This window comes from Streptomyces sp. NBC_00057, from assembly GCF_045041165.1.
GTDB lineage: Bacteria > Actinomycetota > Actinomycetes > Streptomycetales > Streptomycetaceae > Streptomyces.
On sequence record NZ_CP108256.1, the window covers coordinates 8706368 to 8725036 of the forward strand.

An 18669-nucleotide genomic window follows, 5' to 3' on the forward strand; every position below is an offset into this window, starting at 1 on the left:
GTCAGTACACGAGCCGGGCCTTCGCCGACGCCTGCCGCCGGGCCGGCGTCCGCCAGAGCATGAGCGCAGTGGGCAGCAGCGCGGACAACGCCGCCGCGGAATCGTTCAACGCGACCTTCAAAAGGGAGACGTTGAAGGGGCGAAAGGGCTGGTCGAGCGAGCGTGAGGCCCGACTCGACGCCTTCCGATGGCTGTCCCGCTACAACACCCGACGCCGGCATTCCCGGCTCGGCCAGCGATCCCCGATCGCTTACGAGAACACCTTCCACTCAACATCAACTACCCTGACCCGAGCCGCATAGACGTGTTCAAGATCCGGCGTCAAGGCCCCTGTTCAGGTGGCTGTCGTACTACAACCGGCGCCGCCGCCACTCAGCCCTCGGCTACCTCTCGCCAGCCGAGTACGAACAGCGATTGATCACGTCACGTACGCTGTCACTCGTCGCGTGAAACCCGGTGTCCACCCCTGGGGATCAACCTCAATGTGGTCCCGGACCGCGGGGCACCGCTGTCCGGGACCAGTGAGCTGACCGACTCCGGTGTCACCCGGTGTAGGTGAACTCGTCGGCTGGACTGGTGGGGGACGAGTAGCCGTTCACGGTCACGGTGATGTCCACGGTCGTGCTCGTAGCCTTGCCCGACGGGGGTGCTTTGGCGACGATCTTGTCCGAGTCGACCTGGACGGATGGCGAGGCGTTCTTCCCGAAATACACGGAGGCGCCTTTCGCGAAGCCCGCGCCGGAGATAGTGACCGAGCCGTTGGCCTTGCCCCTGTCCGGTGTGATGCCGGTGACCACCACGGGTTCGGGCCCGCCGTAGGCGAACTGCCCGAGGGGGACTGCCGGGGAGGTGCCCAGGGGGTTGGTGACATACACGTTGACGATGCCGGTCCCGTCGGGCACCTCGGCAGTGATGGTGCCGTCAGGGTTGAACGTGGGTGGTTTCTGGCACGGGACGGGGCCGAAGTCGACGTTGCTATCCTTGCTGAAGTCGCGGCCCTTGATAGTGACGTGTGTGCCCGATGCGCCGAAGCTGGGGATCACACCGGTCACCACCGGCGGCCCGGAGAGGACGGGCGCGTCCAGCAGTCTGAGGTAGGTGGAGTTGGCATGCTGAAATGCGACCTGGCCCAGGAAATCCTCAACCGAGGCCTTGACCAAATTGTCGTCGCGGACCATGTAGTCGGTGTTCTTGCTGACGGCAGTGCCCGGCTGGACGTAGACATTGTTCCCGCGCAGAGCTGCGATCGACCCGAGGAGCACCTTCACCTCGAGAGTTGCCGCTGGTCCGGGATCCGGGTACCAGCTCTCCGCGGTGGGGAGATCGGCCCAAGCCAGCGGCACCACGTCGTAGGCGTTGACGTAGCGCTGGTTCATGCTCCCGAACTGGGAGGTGAGGTAGTCGGCGAAGCTCTGCAGACCGGCGGTGGGTGCCGCGAAGGTGACCACCCCGAGCTGAGGCTGGCTTTGCTGCCAGGTCTGCGCCTTCAGGTACAGCGCGACCATGTTCGCGATGCAACCACCCAGGCTGTGACCGATTACGTAGACCGTCGGCTGCGGAATCCCCGTCAAGAGGCCGGCGAGCGCCTGCACGAGATTGGAGCTGGCGCTGAGCGAACGCATGTCGACGACCTGAGTGAAGGCGTCCATCGCCCCCTTCGACACGGAGATGGGGGACGTCGACCCGCTGGCGGTGAACGGCACCACCGTGCCGACGTCGAGGTCTTCGAGAATGTCGGTCACGCTGGCGATTGTCCCGCGGACGACCACGGCAAACTGGTTCGAGCCGTCGTTGTTCTTGGCGATGTACGCCATGTTCGCGTTGTCCGGGCTCAGCGCGAGCCACGTCGGTGTCCAGTTTTTCGTCAGGGGGGAGTTCGAGAACTGCCGGGAGATGCCGAGCTTGATCCGTTCGGTCTGGGCTTGCAGGGTCTCCCCCGACGGACGCGGAGTCGCTCCAGTTGCCGCGATGGCGGCCAGGGTCATGGCCACCTGAGGCGTGATCGGAGTGGCCTGTTGTGCTGCCGCCATGCTTGCTCCTTAAGTCTTCACTCATCGTCACACATCTCCATTTCAATGTATTCGCATACTCAGTACCCTGACGGATGTCAGGCCATTTGTGTTCTCTAGTTCACTGGAATGGGGTCCGACTAAACCGGAACCGTAGTGAACGGATTCAAGGATCTGTTTTCTCTACAACCTCGTCGTCGCGGTTGTAGATGCCCGTCGGCAACGTCCAGGAACTCGGTCAATTTCTCAACAGCGAAGGCATGGTCCATCGCAGGAATCTACGCTCAGTGGTATCCGAGGTTGGCGTGAACCGCCCCGGGTTCGGTAGAGATCTCAGCCTGGATCCGCAGAGCCGCACTCCCTCGAATGCAGCTCTGCGGATCCAGGCTGAAGGCCCGTCGCTTCCGCTCCGCCCGGCGCGTGTGCGGGTACTGCACAGCACCAGGCCTCTCTGCCCGAGAGCAACAAAGCCCCCGTTCGTCCGTCCCTGCGGGTGGCGTGCGCGAGGCTCGGGCCACAGCAGGGGCGGACGGGGCGGCGGCATCGATCGGGACCAGGAGCAGGGGCCGGTACCGACTGAGGGCGACGCGGCAGGAAGCTCTGAGGGGAGTGGCGTGGTCAGTACGAGTACGTCACCAACGTCGGCTTTGCCGCGTAGAGCGCCCCTGTGCGCCTTCCTGAGCACCTGTCAGCCGCCCCGGGTCTCCCCAAAGCGCGGGGCGGTTCACGTTCGCACCCCAGAAAGGCGTACGGCACCTTCGGGGCCGTCAGGTGCCTGCCGGGCACTGCGCAATGGCCGCGCGGCCGGCGGTCATGGGACGTCCAGCGCGCCTGGGACTTTCGCGTTTATCGGGCGAGATTGAGTGGGTTCCGTGCTGATTCCCGAAAAGATGCGGGCCGCGTTCTTGTGGTCGCTGATCGAGCCGGGGTTCTTCACGGAAGTTGGCTGTGACGGTGAGCGACGTGTTCTGAGCGCGCCGGTCGACCATCCCATGCTGGGCATGCGGGCCTGCCCGGTGCCTGAGCGCGACCTGCCGTCGAAGGGCCGTGGTCTGTGCCGGACCTGCCAGGACCAGTGCTGGAAGGCCGCCGGGCCGACACCGGCCGGCGCCGTCAGCGCGGCCTCGCCGCCCTGGCCGAGGCCGCGAAGGAAGGCTCCGATACCAGCGTCGCGGCGATCGCCCGCCGCGCGGGCGTCGACCGCACCTTCTTCATACCGCCACCGCGACCTCCTCCCAGATGCACTACTCCCGTTTTGTGGACATGTCCCGGACCTGACCGCCGGTCTACCTAGATGATCGATTCCAAGGGGTCAGTGGTCGTAGGCGGTCAGTGAGCGTAGGACGGGCTGGCTGGTGTGGTCGTTGTGCCAGATCGCGGCCGTCAGCGCGAGGATGCGTTGCATGACGCGGGCGACCACGCCGCCCGGTGTGCGGCCTCGGTGCTGTTCGAGGTCAAGCCGGCCCTTGAAGGTCTCGTTGACCGAATCGATGACCTGCCGCAACGGCTTGAACAGGGGTGCCCCGGCCCGCTCCGGCTCGCCCTTGCGGGCCGGCCTCAGCAGCCGGATGTCCTGCTCGGCCAACTGGTGCTCGAAGGCGCGGCCGAAGTAGTTCTTGTCGCCGATCAGCGTCTGCCCGGCCCGGGCGGCGACCAGTTCCGGTTCGGCGGCGAGCAGGTCCAGCAGGGTCTCGCGTTCGTCGGCCTTGGCCCCGGTCAGGGCGAAGGCGATGGGCAGGCCCTGCAGGGTGCACACCAGGTGCAGGCGCAGGCCCCAGAAGAAGCGGCTGTGGCTGGCGCAGTACCCGTACTCGGCCCATCCGGCCAGGTCGGAGCGCTTGACGGTCTCGCGGGAGCGTCCGCACTCCACCGGCGTGGAGTCCACGATCCACACGTCATCACTCCATACAGAGGTGTCGGTTGCCAGCACCCGGGTCACCCGCCGCAGCAGCTCGGTGGCCTTGCGCAGGCGCTTGTTGCAGCCGGGCTGCTTGGGCAGGCAGGGGAAGAGATGCCGCAGGTGGGCGCGGGCGTGGCGGAGCCACTTGGCCTCGGAGGTGAAGCCCAGCATGGCCTGCATCATCGCGAGCGTGACCAGCTCGGCATCGGTCAGTTGCGGGGCGATCCCGACCGCCGGACGCCAGGGCGCCAGGTGCGGTGAGTCCTTCAGCAGGTCGTCGGTCTTCACATAGAGTGCGGTGGCGAGGGAGTCCAACTCTGTCTTCACACACTGACGTTGGACTCCCTCCTTCCAACCCCGCAGGCGATTCTCTGGAACGGATCAGCATGTGGAGATCGATGGCTCCCGCGGACTCAGGCGCCCACGGTCCCGTCGACACCTTCACGCAGAAAGTCCGCGTGCCCGTTGTGGCGGCCGTACTCCAGAAGCACGTGCACCATCACCATCCGCAGCGACACCTCCTCGCCCCATCGTGGCTGATACCCGGCCTGGTCCAGGGACTCAGCCTCCCGCTCGATACGGCGCGAGTTCTCCACCTCGGCATCCCAGGCCACGAACGCCTCGTCCCTGGTCGACGCACTCGCGTCGTACGCTGCCTGAAAGTCGATCTTGTCGGACCAGACCATGGGCGCGTCGTTGTCCTCGAACACTCGACGGAACCAAGCACGCTCCACCTCCGCCATGTGCCGCACCAGACCGAGCAGCGAAAGCGTGGACGGCGGCATCGACTGCTGCCGCAGCTCCTCGTCGGTGAGCCCTTCGCACTTCATGGCGAGGGTTGCGCGGTGGTAGTCGAGGAAAGCCCGCAGCATGTCGCGTTCGCTGCCAAAACTGGGCGGTCCTATGCGATTGTCGCTGGTCATTGGTCGTGCTCCTCATCCGTGCCTGCGTTGAGGGCCAGTATCTAATCCCGTCGACTGTCCCCATACGAGTGGCCGTCAACCGGACCTGAAGGCTCATTGGACCCCGCAGCCGCAACTACCCCTTGGAATCGATCGTCTAGCAACAATACCGGTGTTTTAGGGCTTCACTCGTGGGGTTGGGGCTGTTTGGGTGGGCTCGACGAGGGTGACGACGGGGGTGTCCGGGCGAGGCGGGTTGTTGTGTTCGGTGCGTTTGAGTGCCCAGTTGGACATTTTGTGTTTGATCACTCGCGGGTTGGACCGTAACCGTCTTGGTTCCAGGAGACGTTCGGTGATTTCATGCAGGGTCTGCGTCAGCGCCCTGGTGAGCCGGGAGGGGGGAAAGCCCCGCCTGGCTGGTGGTCTGCCGGCGGACGACGCGCAAGGTGCGGGTGAAGGACATCCGGTCCGGGTCCTCTCTCTCCAGCTGGGCCGCCTGGTGCATGAGGTCGCGCAGCGCGTGATGCACCAGGAGGAACGCGAAGATTTCCTGCTCCACCCCGGCCGGATGCTGGGAGCGCAGGACGAAGCGGGGTCCGCCCAGATGGGTCTTGATCTCATCGAGGGTGGTCTCGATCTCCCAGCGCTCGGCATAGAGCGCGGCCAGTTCCCTGGCCGGTGCGGTGGCCGGGTCCAGGAGCGTGGTGACCAGCCGGTAGACGGTGCCTTCTCCACGTGGGCCCAGGGTGTATTCGATCACGCGGACCGGTGCCGGGTCAGCTCGCCGGTTCTTGTCCCGGGCGGCGACGATCTCCGACAGGTACGAACCATCGGGCAGCGCGGTCACCATGGTGTCGGCGTACGGGCTGTAGTGCAGAGGTATGTACGGGCTGATGTACAGAGCTTGAGACTGTGTCAGCTGACGGCGGCGATGCCGCCTTCGATGGCAGTGAGGCGGTTCTTCAGGCGGTAGCTGGCGCCGTTGATGGCGAGGATTTCGCAGTGGTGGAGGAGGCGGTCGATGATGGCGGTGGCCAGAACGTCGTCGCCGAAGACCTGGCCCCACTCGCTGAAACTTTTGTTCGAGGTCAGCAAGGTGGAGCCCTTTTCGTAGCGCTTGGAGAGCATCTGGAAGACGAGGTTCGCCTCGTCACGTTCCAGTGGGAGGTATCCGACCTCATCGACCACGAGGACGTTGGGCCGTAGGTAGGTGCGGAGTTTGCTGGCCAGGCGGCCGATGGAGTCGGCGGCTTTGAGCTGGCGGACCATGTCGTCGAGGGTCGTGAAGTAGATCGTGTAGCCGGCCCGGCAGGCGGCGACCGCCAGGGCGACCGCGAGGTGTGTTTTCCCTACTCCCGGCGGGCCCAACAGAGCAACGTTGGCCCTGGCCTCGACGAACGCGAGGGTGGCCAGATCCTTGACCTTCCTGGGGTCGAGTTCGGGCTGGTAGGAGAAGTCGTACTCCTCGATCGTCTTGTAGTGCGGCAGCCGGGAGACCCGCAGGGCATGGCGGAAGCGGCGCTCTTCACGGACGGCGAGTTCTTCTTCCAGGACGAGGTCGAGGAAGTCGAGGTAGGCCATCTGACCGGCATCGGCCCGCCCGACGTACTCGGCCAGCGACTGGGTCAGATGGGGCAGGCCGAGCTTGGTGGCGGTGGCGCGGATCCGGGCGGTGACCAGCTCGCTCAACGCATGTCCCTGGGGTCGATGGGGGCGGGGGTGAAGGGGTGGGTGCCGGTGATCTGGTCGTAGAGCGCCAGCGGCCGGGTGCCGACGTGGACTTGCGCGGCTCTGGCCCGGGTCAGCAAGGAAACAAGCCCGCCGGGCTCGGCGTCCGTGCGGGCCGGCCTGGCCGCAGGCGTGCCGGGATCGGTGGTGGTGGCGCGGGTATGTCCGTCGGGCAGGCCCTGCCAGTGCGCTTCGTCCACGATGCGGGCGCCGCGGCCGACCGCGCGCGGATGGACGGCCAGCAGCGTGATGCCCTGGGCGTCGGGCACGGTGGAATGCAGTGCGACCGTGGCAGCCGAGGCCCTGACCTCGACCAACTGTCGGTGGCGGACCTTGATGGCGGGCACCGAGTACAAGTTGGCGTCGAAAGCGACCAGGCAGTCCTTGCCGACGTGCCGCAAGAATCGGTCGGCGACGATGTAGGGGCGGGCCGGCAGCGGCCGCAGCGCGGCGTGATCTCGTGTGGCTCGCACGCCGATCACTTCGCCGTGGGTGCGGTGGGTGCGGGCCCGGCGCTGGGGGACCCAGGCCATGAACGCCCCGTCCAGGTCATCCAGCCCGGAGAAGGCCCGGCCGGCCAGTACGTGATCACGGACGATGGTCACCTGGCGTTCGACCCGGCCCTTGCCGGTGGGCCGGTAGGCGGCCAGCACATCGATGTCGAAGTCGTAGTGCCTGGCGAATGCGACGGCCTCCGGATGCAGCGGGACCGCCTCGCCGGGTGCGACATGACGGCGGACCACGGTCTTGGTCCGGTCGTAGACGATCACGCCGGGCACCCCGCCGTAATGCGCGAACGCCCGGCGGTGGCACTCCCAGAACGCCGCCAGGTTCTGGCTGGTGGTGAAACAGCAGAACGGATCCCGGGAGTAGGACAGGACCATGTGGAAGGAGTAGACCTTCGGGATCCCGACATGGGCCAGAATGCCGCCCTCGTCACCCCAGTCGACCTGGGCCTGAGCGCCGGGCACCACCTCGAAACGACGGTGGAGGCGGGCCAGCTCCCGCGGGGTGTATCCGAGCTCCTCCGCGATCCTGGGGCGGGCCTGCTGCACATACATCTTGACGCGCTGGTAGTGGTGCGGGAAGCCGTACTGCTCGACGAGACGCTCATGGATCACCGCGGCTTTCAGCAGCACCTCGGCCCGCAGCCAGGCATCGATCACATGCGCCCATGGCTTGATCACCTGGTTGCCCAGATCCGACCGCGGCGCCGGAGCCGGAGGCTCGGGCGGCCCGTCGCTCTCCAGGTACTTCTTGACCGTGCGCCAGTTCAGGCCGGTCTCCCGGGCGATCTCCGAGATGCTCGCGCCAGCCTCATGCAGAGACCGGAAGCGCCGCAACTCCAGCCACCGCTCCGGTTCCAGCAGCATGCCCCGAGCCTCCCTCATCGCCGCACAACGTCAGCGACAGACTCCACTCACCGCCCCGGCCCCGGCCAGACACGCCGGAGCACCTCTGCAGATCAACCCGTACGCACCTCTGCACCAGAGCCCGTACGCCGACACATGGGCAGGACCGCGTTGCTCCTGACCCGCCACAGCAGGTCCGCGCCGGTCGCCGCGGCGGCCTGCCACAGGTCGAAGCCGAGGAAGCCCCGATCTGCCAGGAGCAGCATTCCCCTGGTCAGCGAGGGGAACAGGCGGCGGGCCAGGACCGTCTCGTGCACCGCCAGCGGCGCGACGTCGGCGGCGAACACGGCATGGGTACCGCACTCGACCAGGGCCACGGCCCTGGCCTGCGGATAGGCACTCCTGCCCTGCCCACGCCCCGTTCCCGGCCGCCCGAAGAAGACGGCGTTCGCCTCCGTATCGGGAAGGTCGAAGGTCGTGCCGTCCACCGATACCAACCGCAGACCCCGAAACCAGGCTCCCATAGTCGCCGGGACCGCCACGGGTCGGCAGACCCGGGCGAACAACGCCTTCACCGGCTCCGCCCCCAGCCGGAGCCGGGCCCGTCCGATCGCCCCGCTGGTGGGCACCCGCCACGTCTTCGACCAGCGGCGTTCCCGTTCCAGGCCCTGGGTGAGAAGCCGTCCGACCTCCTCATATCCCTGCCCCGAGAACAGGCACATCGCCAGCACGAAATACATCACCACCCGTGCGGGAAGCAGGCGCCGACGTTCCTCCGTGCGTCCGCACCCCGCCACCACCTCATCCACCAGCTCCGGCGGAAACGCACGCGTGAGCACTCCCAGCGCGATGCGATCCGAAAACCGATCACTCTCAACTGACTTCAACTGTCCTGGCCTTGGCACACCAACTCAACGAGCCAGCACCTGCAAAGTCACCGGTATTGCATCTAGAGCACCCCTGTGCGGCGTTCTGAGCGCCTGTCAGTCGCCCCGGGTCTCCCCTGGGCCCGGGGCGACTTGCGTTCGTGGCCCAGGGTGGCGTACAGCGATTCCAGGGGTTCGACTGTCCGCCGCGCGCGCCGTGGTGACGGGCCGTACAAGGAGCGGGCCTCCTGGCACGCTCGGTGTCTCAGCAACTCCGAACTGCACCAGAGACCCTTTCCTCATGCACGAACGCGACCAAGTTCACCCACCCCGGCAGCCACTTTCGATCACACCGCACTCAAGATCGATAGAACAACGGCTTCTCAACTTTTTTGTTTAACCAGCACGCCCGTAGTGCTCTTCGAGTGACTCGGCGCGTTTGACGGTTTTGCCCACCCCGTGACGGGGTGCGGTCGTGCGGTTCTTCGAGCCGTTGGGACGCCCGGGGCCGGGTCGGGAGGGTTTGGGCGCGCTGGCCGGACGGGCCGTCTTCGCTCGGAGGTGGCGAAACGCCCGTCGGACTCGGGCCGGGGTCAACCGGTGTGGTGGCAGGGGCTTCTCCCACGGGCGGCGGAGATCCTCGGTCAGCGGGCGGGCGAGACGGAGTTGGGTGTGGGCGGCGATCATCAGCCAGGTCCACAAGTCGGCTGAGTGCGGGTCGCGGACCTTGGGGCGGGTCCAGCCCAGAGTCTGCTTGAGCATGCGGAAGGTGTGCTCAAGGTCGAATCTGCGGAGGAACGCCTGCCAGCGGACATCGACGTCGTCGCCGCTCAGGCCAGTGGCCGAGGACCACAGCCAGACCGGCTTCGGGTCCCGGTCGCCGGGCAGGTACTCGACGGTGAGACGGATCAAGGTGCCGTGCAGGATGGGGAGTTCGTCGAGCTGAGCGATCCAGGCATTGCGACGGGTGAGGCGGGGGTGGAGGCGGTCCCACGCCTGCGCGGTCGCCTTGCCGTAGCGGGTGGTGTCAGTGACGGTGGTGCTCTCGGGGGTGTGCCAGGTGTCGGGCTTGGCCAGGGTGAACGGGGCGCCGTGCAGGCGGGGGCGGCCGCCCTTCGGGGTGGAGCGGGCCGGACCGGCGTCGCGGGCCAGGACCCGGTCGGAGCGCAGGCGGCCGACCAGCTCGACGGGCAGGCCGGCCAGGAGGTAGGCGAGTCGGGGTGCGTCGTAGCCGGCGTCGGTCACGATCAGGATGTCGGGATCCCCGGCCTTCCAGTGTCCGGCGTCGATGATCCGGGTGACGACCTCGCGCAGCTGGGTTGCGGTGATTTCGGCGGCGTCGTCGGCGGGGCCGAGCCGAACGGCGTCCAGCAGGGCCGTCCAGGAGGTCCGGCCCGTTTCCAGGGCGGCGACGAAGGAATAGGGCCAACCGGGCACGAGCTGGTCACTGCTGCGGCCCGACCGCCCGTAGACGTGGCAGAACAACCGCTCCGGACTGGTGACAGCGTCGGGACGCAGCCACGGGGAGACATCAACAGCGAGCACGATCCGCCCGTCGGCCGCACGGGGCAGCGGCATCGAGGCGAGCAGGTTACGGAAGCGGGCTGGCTCGAGCCATCCGGTGTTCAGCGCTTGTACATCGCACCGTGACCGCGCTGCATCTCCGCCGTGAGCGTGAGCTCGGGCAGCGAGGTGACCGGCCCGTCCGCGCACAGCACCGCATCGGTCAGCTCGAAGAGCACGTCCGCACGGGTGTACAGACAGTCGTAGAAAGCGACCTGAAAGCGGGACAGCACCGTGAAGGGATCGACCTTCGCAGACTCAGCGGGCAGACTCGTCACAGCGACCGTCCTCTCACGCTCCGTTACTCGACATCTCGAAGCGTGAAGGACGGTCGTTCCTGCTGTCCAATCAAGACCACGCCCTCAACCAGCAGAAACGCAGGCGAGGTTAAACAAAAAGCGTACGTCCAGCAGTCCGGGCGTCATCGCAGCTCAGAAGGGATGTGGGGATGTCACCGGACGTCAAGCTCAGGATAGCCAGCCGGTGTGAGTCCGGTCCGGGGAGACGCCAGGGTCCCCGGTAGCTGACTCCCGGCGTCACCCGAAATGGTGGCGTCGAAGTGGAGTGACAAGCGCCCTTCGGGGGCGTGCAACCGACCAGTCCGCAACATGAAGTGAAGCCTGCAGCGTCGTCATTTAACCCCCGCCCGCGGGCGGGCCAAGGAGGAGCCGAGCCTGTGCTTGTTTGGCGAAGGCCACGGAAGGCGATCTCGGACCTGGAGCGGTCGCCGAAGAACCTCCCGGCGTAAGGGGTGTGGAATGGTCGGAAGGTTGTTCTGGGAACTGGAGAGAGCCTCCTCGGCCCCGGGTTCGCGGCCCGGGAAGCGTGGCCTGCCTATAACCGGCAGAACCGGGAAATGGCGGGCTGCCGAGAGGCAGTCGGAGGGGGTCGTAGTAGTGATGATCGGCGGGACAACACAACCCGCTGGGAGCGAAGGGCCCCTGCTTCATCGGTGCGATTCGCGAACAAGGAGGGACCCGGATGAGTGCCGTATCGGCTAGTTCCATCCGCCGGGAGGAAGGCGCCGCAAGACCGGGCGGCCGTCCTTTGGACAAGGTCCGAGCCTTGCAGCGGACGCTCTACCGCTGTGCCAAGCAAGAACCCGAACGCCGGTTTCATGCCCTGTATAGCCATGTCCACCGCATGGACGTTCTTCGGCGGGCGTGGGCCGGTGTGTGCACGAACCGAGGAGCCCCTGGCGTGGACGGCATGACCGTCGACGTGGTGGCGGCCTCGGGGGTGGATGCATTCCTCCAGGACCTGGCGGAGAAGCTGCGGACGTATACGTATCGTCCGTCAGTGTTGCGGCGGGTCCAGATTCCCAAGCCGGGGCGGCCGGGGGAGTTCCGGCCGCTCTCGATTCCCACCGTGGCGGATCGGGTGGTGATGACGGCCGCGAAACTGGTCCTGGAACCAGTCTTCGAGGCCCAGTTCACCGAGGCGAGCTACGGATTCCGGCCCAAACGGTCCGCGATCGACGCGTGCGAATCCGTGCGCGTCGCCGCGAACCAGCGGCGGGAGTGGGTCTTCGAGGCCGACATCCGGGACTGTTTCGGCACGATCGATCACGACGCGCTGATGGTCCAGGTGGCCCGGCATGTGGTGGACCGGCCGATGCTGAAACTGATCCGGGCCTGGCTGCGAATGGGAGTCTTGGAGGGCGGGGTGACTTCCCCGAAGGGGGCGGGAACCTCGCAGGGCTCACCGATCTCCCCATTGCTGGCGAACATCGCGCTGCATGTCCTCGACGAGGCGTGGCGGGTCGAAGGCCACCGGCTGGGAGTGCTGGTGAGGTACTGCGACGACTTCGTTGTCCTGTCGCCGACCAGACAACGGGCAGAACAGGCCCGGGAATTGGCGGCGTGGGTGCTCGGACAACTCGGGATGCGATTGCACCCGGAGAAGTCCGGCATCGCTTGCCTCACCCGAGGTGGGCAGGGCTTTGATTTCCTCGGATTCCACCACCGGAAAGTTGAGTCGTGGAGGTGGCGGGGCAGGTTCTACTTGCAGCGCTGGCCTTCGGGCAGAGCGATCCGCGTGCTGCGGGAGAAGATCCGCGCAGCCACGGGCCGTTCAAAGACCGAGCGGCCGGTGTCCGCTGTGGTTGCCGACCTCAACCCGGTCCTGCGGGGCTGGGCCGCGTACTTTCGCAACGGGAATTCTGGGCGGAAGTTCAACGCGGTCGACGGCTATGTCCACGAACGGCTGGCGATCCTCACCAGCCGGAAACACGGCCGAGCGGGTCGGAACTGGGTCACTCGTTATACCTACGAGTGGATCACGCGGCTCGGGGTCTACCGCCTCACCGGAAACGTACGCAGGGCGACTGTGCATGCCAGTCGGTGAACGATGTCGGAAAGCCGTGTGCGGGAGAACTGCATGCACGGTTTGAAGCGGCGGGGACTGGAAACGGAGCATTAGCCACCGCGCCAGTCCCCGACCCTACTCAAGTAACCGCAGGCACGGACAGCCCCGCGTCGGGAGAGGTTTGCGCCCTTTCCAGCGCCTGCGAGGCAGTTTCTCGCGCAGGGAAGATATACAAACCACTCCCGATTCAGGGGAGTGAGGGGTTACGCGTCAGCAGGCTCGCCAGGAGCTGATCCTGTCGTTCGCGGTCCGTCCGACGTTGGGGCGTGACTCGCCCGGCCCCACCCTCGCGAGGAGAGAACCGCCGTAGCCCGTGTCGTCGTAGAAACAGATCGTGGAACCCGTGCGATTCCACAGGGCAGTTGTCAGATCATTCATCCGATCACCGACTTTTTCCCGGCTGGTTCCCGGCGCGAAGACGAAGCGCCCCTCGTAGTTGCTGTCGCCCCATACGCATACGTAGTTCTTAGGGCAGTCGTTGGGGTTGGCCATCGCCTGCGTCGCACCAGCAACGACCGTGGTCGCTGTTACGCACACCCCGGCGATAATTCCGGCCAGCATGGTTTTCCTCACGGGATTCCGATTCCTTTCGCCATTCGCCGCACCACCCGACCGCAAGGGATTCTTCTTGCACGGGGCAGCATGGCGATATATTACCCATCCGTCGGGTCATCAGTGATCTTCCTCGATTAGGATGAGCGTGCGAAGAATACGTTGGCGATTCAATCACTGTTCGTGGTCCAAATTCGTGCGCAATTTTCTTTCTCGAACACCTCACCTAACCGCGTGTCACCCGCGGAAACTGACATTCGTCATACGGAGGTGAGCACAACCGGCTCTGCCGCGCACCGGGGCCCGGCCGGGAGTCTGTACGTATCGAGAGCGGGAGCCGCCGATACGGGAGGAACCCGTCATGAGCAGCCCGGCCGCCGCTGTCGCCGCCTCCGTTGCCGGAGTTCGGGGCGTCCCCGTTCCGTTCTCGCCGTGCAAGGCCCGGCTGGAGAGCATGAAGCCGCTGCTCGTGGACGTGGCGGTGCCGCTCGTCTCGTACTACGAGTCCGGCTCCCTCGCCCCCAAGAAGGCCCGTCGGCAACAGATCAAAAACCGATGCTGACCTGCGGCTTCCAAACGATCCGATAAACCGCCGCACACCCCGGATTCCGGGCGCCCTCCTGGTGAGGGGCGGTCTCCTCTACGTCGCACACCAGCATCCGTCCCTCGCGACCCCGCTCATGGTCGCCATCGCCGGCGGGGCACTTGTGGTCGCGTGTCTCGGCCTGGCCCGCTGATGTCGCCCCGCCTGCCGTGCGGTTCGGCCGCGGTTCAGCCAGCTCCGGATCGGGATCCGGATCGGGATCCGGATCGGAGTCGGCGGCCGGGGCATCGGGGGCGGCAGGCTCGGTGATCTCTAGGGGCGGCGGCTACTCGGCGCGCGGGGCCGGCACCTCCGGCGGGGTGAGGTAGGTGTGGTGGCGGGCTCAGGTATCGTCCGTCTCGGCTGCAATCCCGGTGCTGCAAAGACGGGCGATCGGGCAACGGACAACCGGGAGTTTCCGTTGCGTGCGCCCGTACCAACCTTCTTCAGTCACAGCCACTCGTTGAGGACTGAGACCAGCACGGTCGCCTCGTAGCGGTCGGCCGGGCGCGCGTTCGCGGCCCACTGATTCCGCCGGCCTTTTCGCGTGAGCAGCTGCTCGCCGCGACCGGCACCGGTCTCGCGTTGCCCGTGTTGGTGACGGGTCGGTGACACGCATGCGGCCGGGTGTCCGGGTGTGCTGCGCTGGGCGCATGAACTCATCTGCACCGACCCCGGAGTACGGGGCGCCATGGCTGCCCGTGACGACTCAGAGCACGAACACCCGCCCGCCCGTCTATGTCCTGGTCCATCCCGACGGTCGCGCCGGGTGGGGCGACAGGATCGGCATCGCTGAGGATGAGCTCGGGCCGCACGGGATCGGGCGCGCGTTCCTGAACGACGATGCGCGTCTGAGGGTCGCCACGTCCGACTGCGCGTTGGTCCTCCGCGACGTGTACGCGCCGAATCCCTACGCCGCGGCGGTGCTTGCGCGCGTCGCCGGGTTCCCGGTCGAGGCCGCACCCGAGACCCGTGGCCCGGTGGTCCTGTTCGGGTTCGACCCGCGCAACGAGTGGGACTCGACCCGGCCCCCCTCGAACGACGAGCGGAGACTCATCACTGAGGCGCTGGGCGTCGCGGAATACACCGTCGGGTCGTGAGTGCACTTGGCGCCGTGCTCCTGGTCGTCGCCGCGTACGTCATGTCGGTGACGTACGGGTGGCGTCGATGACGTACACGGCGACGGCGGCCGGGGTGGTCCGGCGGATCCCCGAGGCCGCCGCCCGACTCCTCGCCCACATCCGTGAGGACATTGCCCGCGCCGATGCCCTTCTCGTCCAGCTCCGCGACGGCGGGATGAGCTGGGGCGATCTCGCCGCCCTGATCGACCCCGACAATCCGCCCGCACGATCCAGCGCCCAGCGCCGCGTCGAGTTTGCCCGCCGGCGCCTCAATGCATGCTGGCCGGGTCGCCTCAGCTTGACTCTGAAGCTCCTATAGATCGTCAAGTCGCTGGGGACGTCGATGGTGCGCTGCTGAACGTGCTCGTGACGTGGCGGTAGACCTCTCGCGCGACGAAGCGCTTGAGGCATCTGAAGATGTCCTTCGTCTTGAGCCCTTTGAGAGTGCGTCGTGCGACGTAGTCACGTGTGCGTCGGTCGTGACGCATGCGGACCAGCACGATTGTGTGCAGCGCTCGGTTGGCCTGGCGGTCACCACCACGGTTGAGTCGATGGCGGTCGGTGCGCCCGGAAGAGGCTGGCACAGGTGCGGCAGCGCACAGGTGGGCGAAGGATGCCTCCGGGACGAGCCTGTCGGGGTTGTCCCCGGCGGTGACCAGCAACTGCCCGGCGGTCTCGGTCCCAACGCCTGGCAGCGCGAGCAGGCCGGGGGCAGTGCGGGCGATCAGAACGTGCAGATCGGCGTCCGCGTCTGCTATCTCTTCGCTCAGGTGCCGGTAGCGCTTGGCCAAACGCTTGAGCGCGAGTTTGACGGCTGCGGCCGGGTCGGTCAGATCGGCGCCGGGACGGCTGGCGGCCAGCCGCCGGATCAACTCGGTGGTGGTCAGCGAGCGCAGCGCTTCACGCACCGCAGCGGGTGCGGTGATGATCAGTGATTTGATCTGGTTGATGGTCTGGGTACGGGCCTTGACGGCGCTGGCGCGTACCACGCGCAGGCCGCGGATTGCCTCCACCGAGCCGTCGCGGTGCTTCGGGGTGCCCTTGGCACGGCCGGAGAACACCGCGGTGGCGGCGGCGTAGGCATCAACGGGATCGGATTTGCCTGCCGCGCGGCGAGCCCGCCGGTCAGGTCGGTCCACCTCGATGACGCTGACCTGGTTGGCGTGCAGGTAACGGGCGAGTTCGGCTCCGAATGAGCCGGTGCCCTCCATGCCTACGACCAGTACTTGGCCGTGCGAGCGCAGCCACTCCAGCAGGCGCCGGTAGCCTGCGGGCGTGGTGGGGAACGCCTCGGTGGCCAGGTGCCGGCCGATGGTGTCGATGACGGCGGCCTGGTGGAAGTCAGTGTGGGTGTCGATCCCGCCGATCACCTCGATGGGCTGTGCCATGGTGGCCGGGTTGTTCCTTCCGCGCGCAGGGAATGGGCTCGCGCGCACCGGCCCGGCGGACGGACACGACTGTGATGAGACCGCTTCGGTCAAGCTCCTATGAGGTCACGATCGCGAGCAACCCGGGCGGTACGACGGCGATGTGGGTGAGAGACCGGCTGGACGGGCTGTGGTGCGACGAGGAATTCGCTGACTGGTACCCGCGCGACGGGCGCCCCGGCCTCTCGCCCGCCCAGTTGGCCACGCCGGGTCCCGGTTGCCGGGCGTCCGGCCCCGACATCAGGATGGGCGCCGGTCTTCATCTGCAGGCCATCTGCCCGCCAGGGAACGCGGCGACGATCTTGATCGTTTCCAGAACCGCCTTCAGGAGGATCCGTCGTGCTGCGTCGCACACTGTCCGTACTCGCCGCTGTCGTCGCGCTCACCGCCACCGGGATCGGCCACGCCTCGGCCGCCACCGAGTCCGAGGGCCGAGGCGCCCGGGTGCTGGACGTGATGACGTTCAACATCCACCACGCCCAGGGCACCGACGACGTGCTCGACCTCCAGCGGATCGCTGACGTCGTCCGCAGGAGCGGCGCCGACGTGGTCGGGCTGCAGGAGCTCGACAACCATTATTCTGGCCGCAGCAATTGGGCCGACCAGCCTGCCGAGCTGGCCGCGATGCTGGGCTATCACGTGGTGTTCGGCGCCAACATCGACAACGAGCCGCCAGCGCCCGGTGGCCACCGGATCCAGTACGGCACCGCGATCCTGTCCCGTTACCCGATCACCGAGTCGGACAACACCTGGCTGTACAAGTCGCCCGGCCAGGAGCAGCGCGGGCTGCTGCACGCCACGCTCGACGTCCGCGGCAAGGCCGTGCACTTCTACTGCACCCACCTGGCCGCCAGTTCGCAGACCGACCGCCTGCAGCAGACCCCGCAGATCGTCGACCGCATAGGCAACACCGAGCCGGCGATCCTGGTTGGCGACTTCAACGCCGTGCCGACCGCGCCCGAGTCCCAGCCGTTGCAGACCAGTTACACCGACGCGTGGACCAAGGCCGGTCACGGGGACGGGATGACCATTCCCGCTGAGGGCCCGACCGAGCGGATCGACGACATCTACACCACCGACGACGTCAAGCCGGTGGTCACCCGCGTCCTGCACACGGACCCCACGGCTTCGGACCACCTCCCGGTGATCAGCCGGGTGGTCGTCGCGCCCTGACGAGGCTTCCAGTCGGGTTCGAGCCGACCCCGGGCTTCACGGGAGTGCGGGGTCGCTTCGAGCGTGCGTGGCACGTCGGCCGGGCTAGGTTCTGTTCTTGGTTGTGATCAATAGGCTGGCGATCCAGATCGTTGTGGCGCGAAGGTGGACTCCGGCGAGGTAGCTCTCAGGAGTTTTGTCGTACCGGGTGGCGATGCCGCGCCAGGTCTTCAGCTTGTTGATGGCGCGCTCGACGGTATTGCGGTCGCGGTAGAGATCCGTGTCGTGGGTGACGGGGCGACCGCCCCGGCTGCCCTTGTTCCTACGGTTCGCGGCCTGGTCCTTCTTCTCCGGGATGACTGCCTTGATGCGGCGTTTGCGCAGGTGGGCGCGGTTGGCGCGGGAGGAGTAGGCCTTGTCGGCGGCGACTGCGTCGGGCCGGGTACGGGGACGGCCGACCGGGAGTCGGACCCGCACCTTGTTCAAGTTAGGGACGAACTGAGGGCTGTCGGCGGCCTGTCCGGCGGTCAGGACAAGTGCCATCGGGCGGCAGCGCCGGTCCGCGGCGAGGTGGATTTTGCTGGTCAGCCCGCCGCGGGATCTGCCGAGCAGGGCGGCCCCCAGCCGGGCCTTGCGCTGTCGTCGGACGCGCCGGCGCTCGGCCCGGGCGGGGTCGCCTTCGCTGGTCTGCCCGTTCTGTTCCTCGGGTGTTCCCCTTTTTGCCGGACCGGCTCCTCCTGTTCGAGGGCCGCTTCCTCCAGAGCGGCCATGACCTCGTCGTCGAGGTGCACACCGGCCGCGTCCTGGTGAGCCCGCGCGGTGGTGGAGTCCACGCTGACCAGGGACATGTCGACTTCACCCCGTCGCGCGGCCTCGGCGATCACACCTTCCAGCAGGGCCTGGAAGACGCCCGCGTCCCGCCACCGGGCGAACCGCTGGTAGACGGTCTGCCAGGCACCGAACCGCTCGGGCATCTCACGCCACTGACTGCCGGTCCGGAACCGCCAGATCACCCCCTCGAACTGCTCACGCAGCCGCTCGGGGTACGGGCCGAACCTGCCAATCGGCAGGTAGGGCTCGATGAACGTCCATTCCTGGTCAGTCAGTTGCGCACGCGTCACACGAACGTCCTACCAGGCCGCCAACC

14 protein-coding genes and 4 pseudogenes are annotated in these 18669 nt (G+C 67.0%); 7 read left to right on the forward strand and 11 right to left on the reverse strand.

What is annotated here, in order from left to right; genetic code table 11:
- Positions 1–2 precede the first annotated feature (2 nt).
- A pseudogene (locus OG953_RS41000) lies at positions 3–302 on the forward strand (integrase core domain-containing protein); the annotation flags it as partial.
- A gap of 28 nt (positions 303–330) precedes the next feature.
- Positions 331–450, forward strand: a pseudogene (locus OG953_RS41005) (IS3 family transposase); the annotation flags it as partial.
- 92 nt (positions 451–542) lie between these two features.
- Here the strand turns inward: OG953_RS41005 and OG953_RS41010 are convergent.
- The 8 genes and pseudogenes from OG953_RS41010 to OG953_RS41045 form a co-directional block, all read right to left on the reverse strand.
- Complete coding sequence (locus tag OG953_RS41010) at positions 543–2030, reverse strand: lipase family protein (protein WP_405691001.1); 1488 nt, start codon at positions 2028–2030, stop codon at positions 543–545.
- A gap of 1291 nt (positions 2031–3321) precedes the next feature.
- Positions 3322–4236, reverse strand: a complete 915-nt coding sequence (locus tag OG953_RS41015) for an IS982 family transposase (protein ID WP_405691002.1) — start codon at positions 4234–4236, stop codon at positions 3322–3324.
- An 86-nt stretch (positions 4237–4322) separates the two neighbouring features.
- Complete coding sequence (locus tag OG953_RS41020; RefSeq protein WP_093531971.1) at positions 4323–4832, reverse strand: DinB family protein; 510 nt, start codon at positions 4830–4832, stop codon at positions 4323–4325.
- Between the two features lie 337 nt (positions 4833–5169).
- On the reverse strand, positions 5170–5814 hold the full coding sequence (locus tag OG953_RS41025) for a transposase (protein WP_405692381.1): 645 nt from the start codon (positions 5812–5814) through the stop codon (positions 5170–5172).
- Positions 5727–6500: an IS21-like element helper ATPase IstB gene (istB, locus tag OG953_RS41030; RefSeq protein WP_405681793.1), complete on the reverse strand. Its 774-nt coding sequence runs from the start codon at positions 6498–6500 to the stop codon at positions 5727–5729. The genes OG953_RS41025 and istB overlap by 88 nt, the downstream gene beginning before the upstream one ends.
- Positions 6497–7912: an IS21 family transposase gene (gene istA / locus OG953_RS41035; RefSeq protein ID WP_405691004.1), complete on the reverse strand. Its 1416-nt coding sequence runs from the start codon at positions 7910–7912 to the stop codon at positions 6497–6499. Before istA ends, istB begins: the two co-directional genes overlap by 4 nt.
- A 92-nt stretch (positions 7913–8004) precedes the next feature.
- On the reverse strand, positions 8005–8730 hold the full coding sequence (locus OG953_RS41040; protein ID WP_405691006.1) for an IS4 family transposase: 726 nt from the start codon (positions 8728–8730) through the stop codon (positions 8005–8007).
- 423 nt (positions 8731–9153) lie between these two features.
- Positions 9154–10598, reverse strand: a pseudogene (locus OG953_RS41045) (NF041680 family putative transposase).
- Positions 10599–11301: 703 nt separating this feature from the next.
- On the opposite strand from OG953_RS41045, the gene ltrA reads away from it, so the two are divergent.
- The gene (gene ltrA, locus OG953_RS41050) at positions 11302–12666 is read left to right on the forward strand and encodes a group II intron reverse transcriptase/maturase (protein WP_405691008.1); all 1365 of its coding nucleotides are present in this window, start codon (positions 11302–11304) and stop codon (positions 12664–12666) included.
- A 231-nt stretch (positions 12667–12897) separates the two neighbouring features.
- Here the strand turns inward: ltrA and OG953_RS41055 are convergent, their stop codons facing one another.
- Positions 12898–13260 carry a peptidase inhibitor family I36 protein gene (locus OG953_RS41055; protein WP_405691010.1) on the reverse strand — a complete coding sequence of 121 codons (363 nt, stop codon included), beginning with the start codon at positions 13258–13260 and terminating at the stop codon, positions 12898–12900.
- Between the two features lie 340 nt (positions 13261–13600).
- On the opposite strand from OG953_RS41055, the gene OG953_RS41060 reads away from it, so the two are divergent.
- The 3 genes from OG953_RS41060 (at position 13601) to OG953_RS41070 (ending at position 15262) form a co-directional block, all read left to right on the forward strand.
- A complete protein-coding gene (locus OG953_RS41060; protein WP_405691012.1) occupies positions 13601–13801 on the forward strand; it encodes a hypothetical protein in 201 nt (66 codons plus the stop codon).
- A gap of 674 nt (positions 13802–14475) precedes the next feature.
- Complete coding sequence (locus OG953_RS41065) at positions 14476–14922, forward strand: hypothetical protein (RefSeq protein WP_405691014.1); 447 nt, start codon at positions 14476–14478, stop codon at positions 14920–14922.
- 67 nt (positions 14923–14989) lie between these two features.
- Positions 14990–15262, forward strand: coding sequence for a hypothetical protein (locus OG953_RS41070; protein ID WP_405691016.1), 273 nt, complete (start codon positions 14990–14992; stop codon positions 15260–15262).
- Positions 15263–15266: 4 nt separating this feature from the next.
- Here OG953_RS41070 and OG953_RS41075 read toward each other — a convergent pair whose 3' ends face one another.
- The gene (locus tag OG953_RS41075) at positions 15267–16331 is read right to left on the reverse strand and encodes an IS110 family transposase (RefSeq protein ID WP_405691018.1); all 1065 of its coding nucleotides are present in this window, start codon (positions 16329–16331) and stop codon (positions 15267–15269) included.
- Positions 16332–16709: 378 nt separating this feature from the next.
- Between OG953_RS41075 and OG953_RS41080 the strand changes: the two genes are divergently transcribed.
- Complete coding sequence (locus OG953_RS41080; protein ID WP_405691019.1) at positions 16710–17543, forward strand: endonuclease/exonuclease/phosphatase family protein; 834 nt, start codon at positions 16710–16712, stop codon at positions 17541–17543.
- 84 nt (positions 17544–17627) lie between these two features.
- Here the strand turns inward: OG953_RS41080 and OG953_RS41085 are convergent.
- Positions 17628–18643, reverse strand: a pseudogene (locus tag OG953_RS41085) (IS5 family transposase).
- Between the last annotated feature and the right edge of the window lie 26 nt (positions 18644–18669).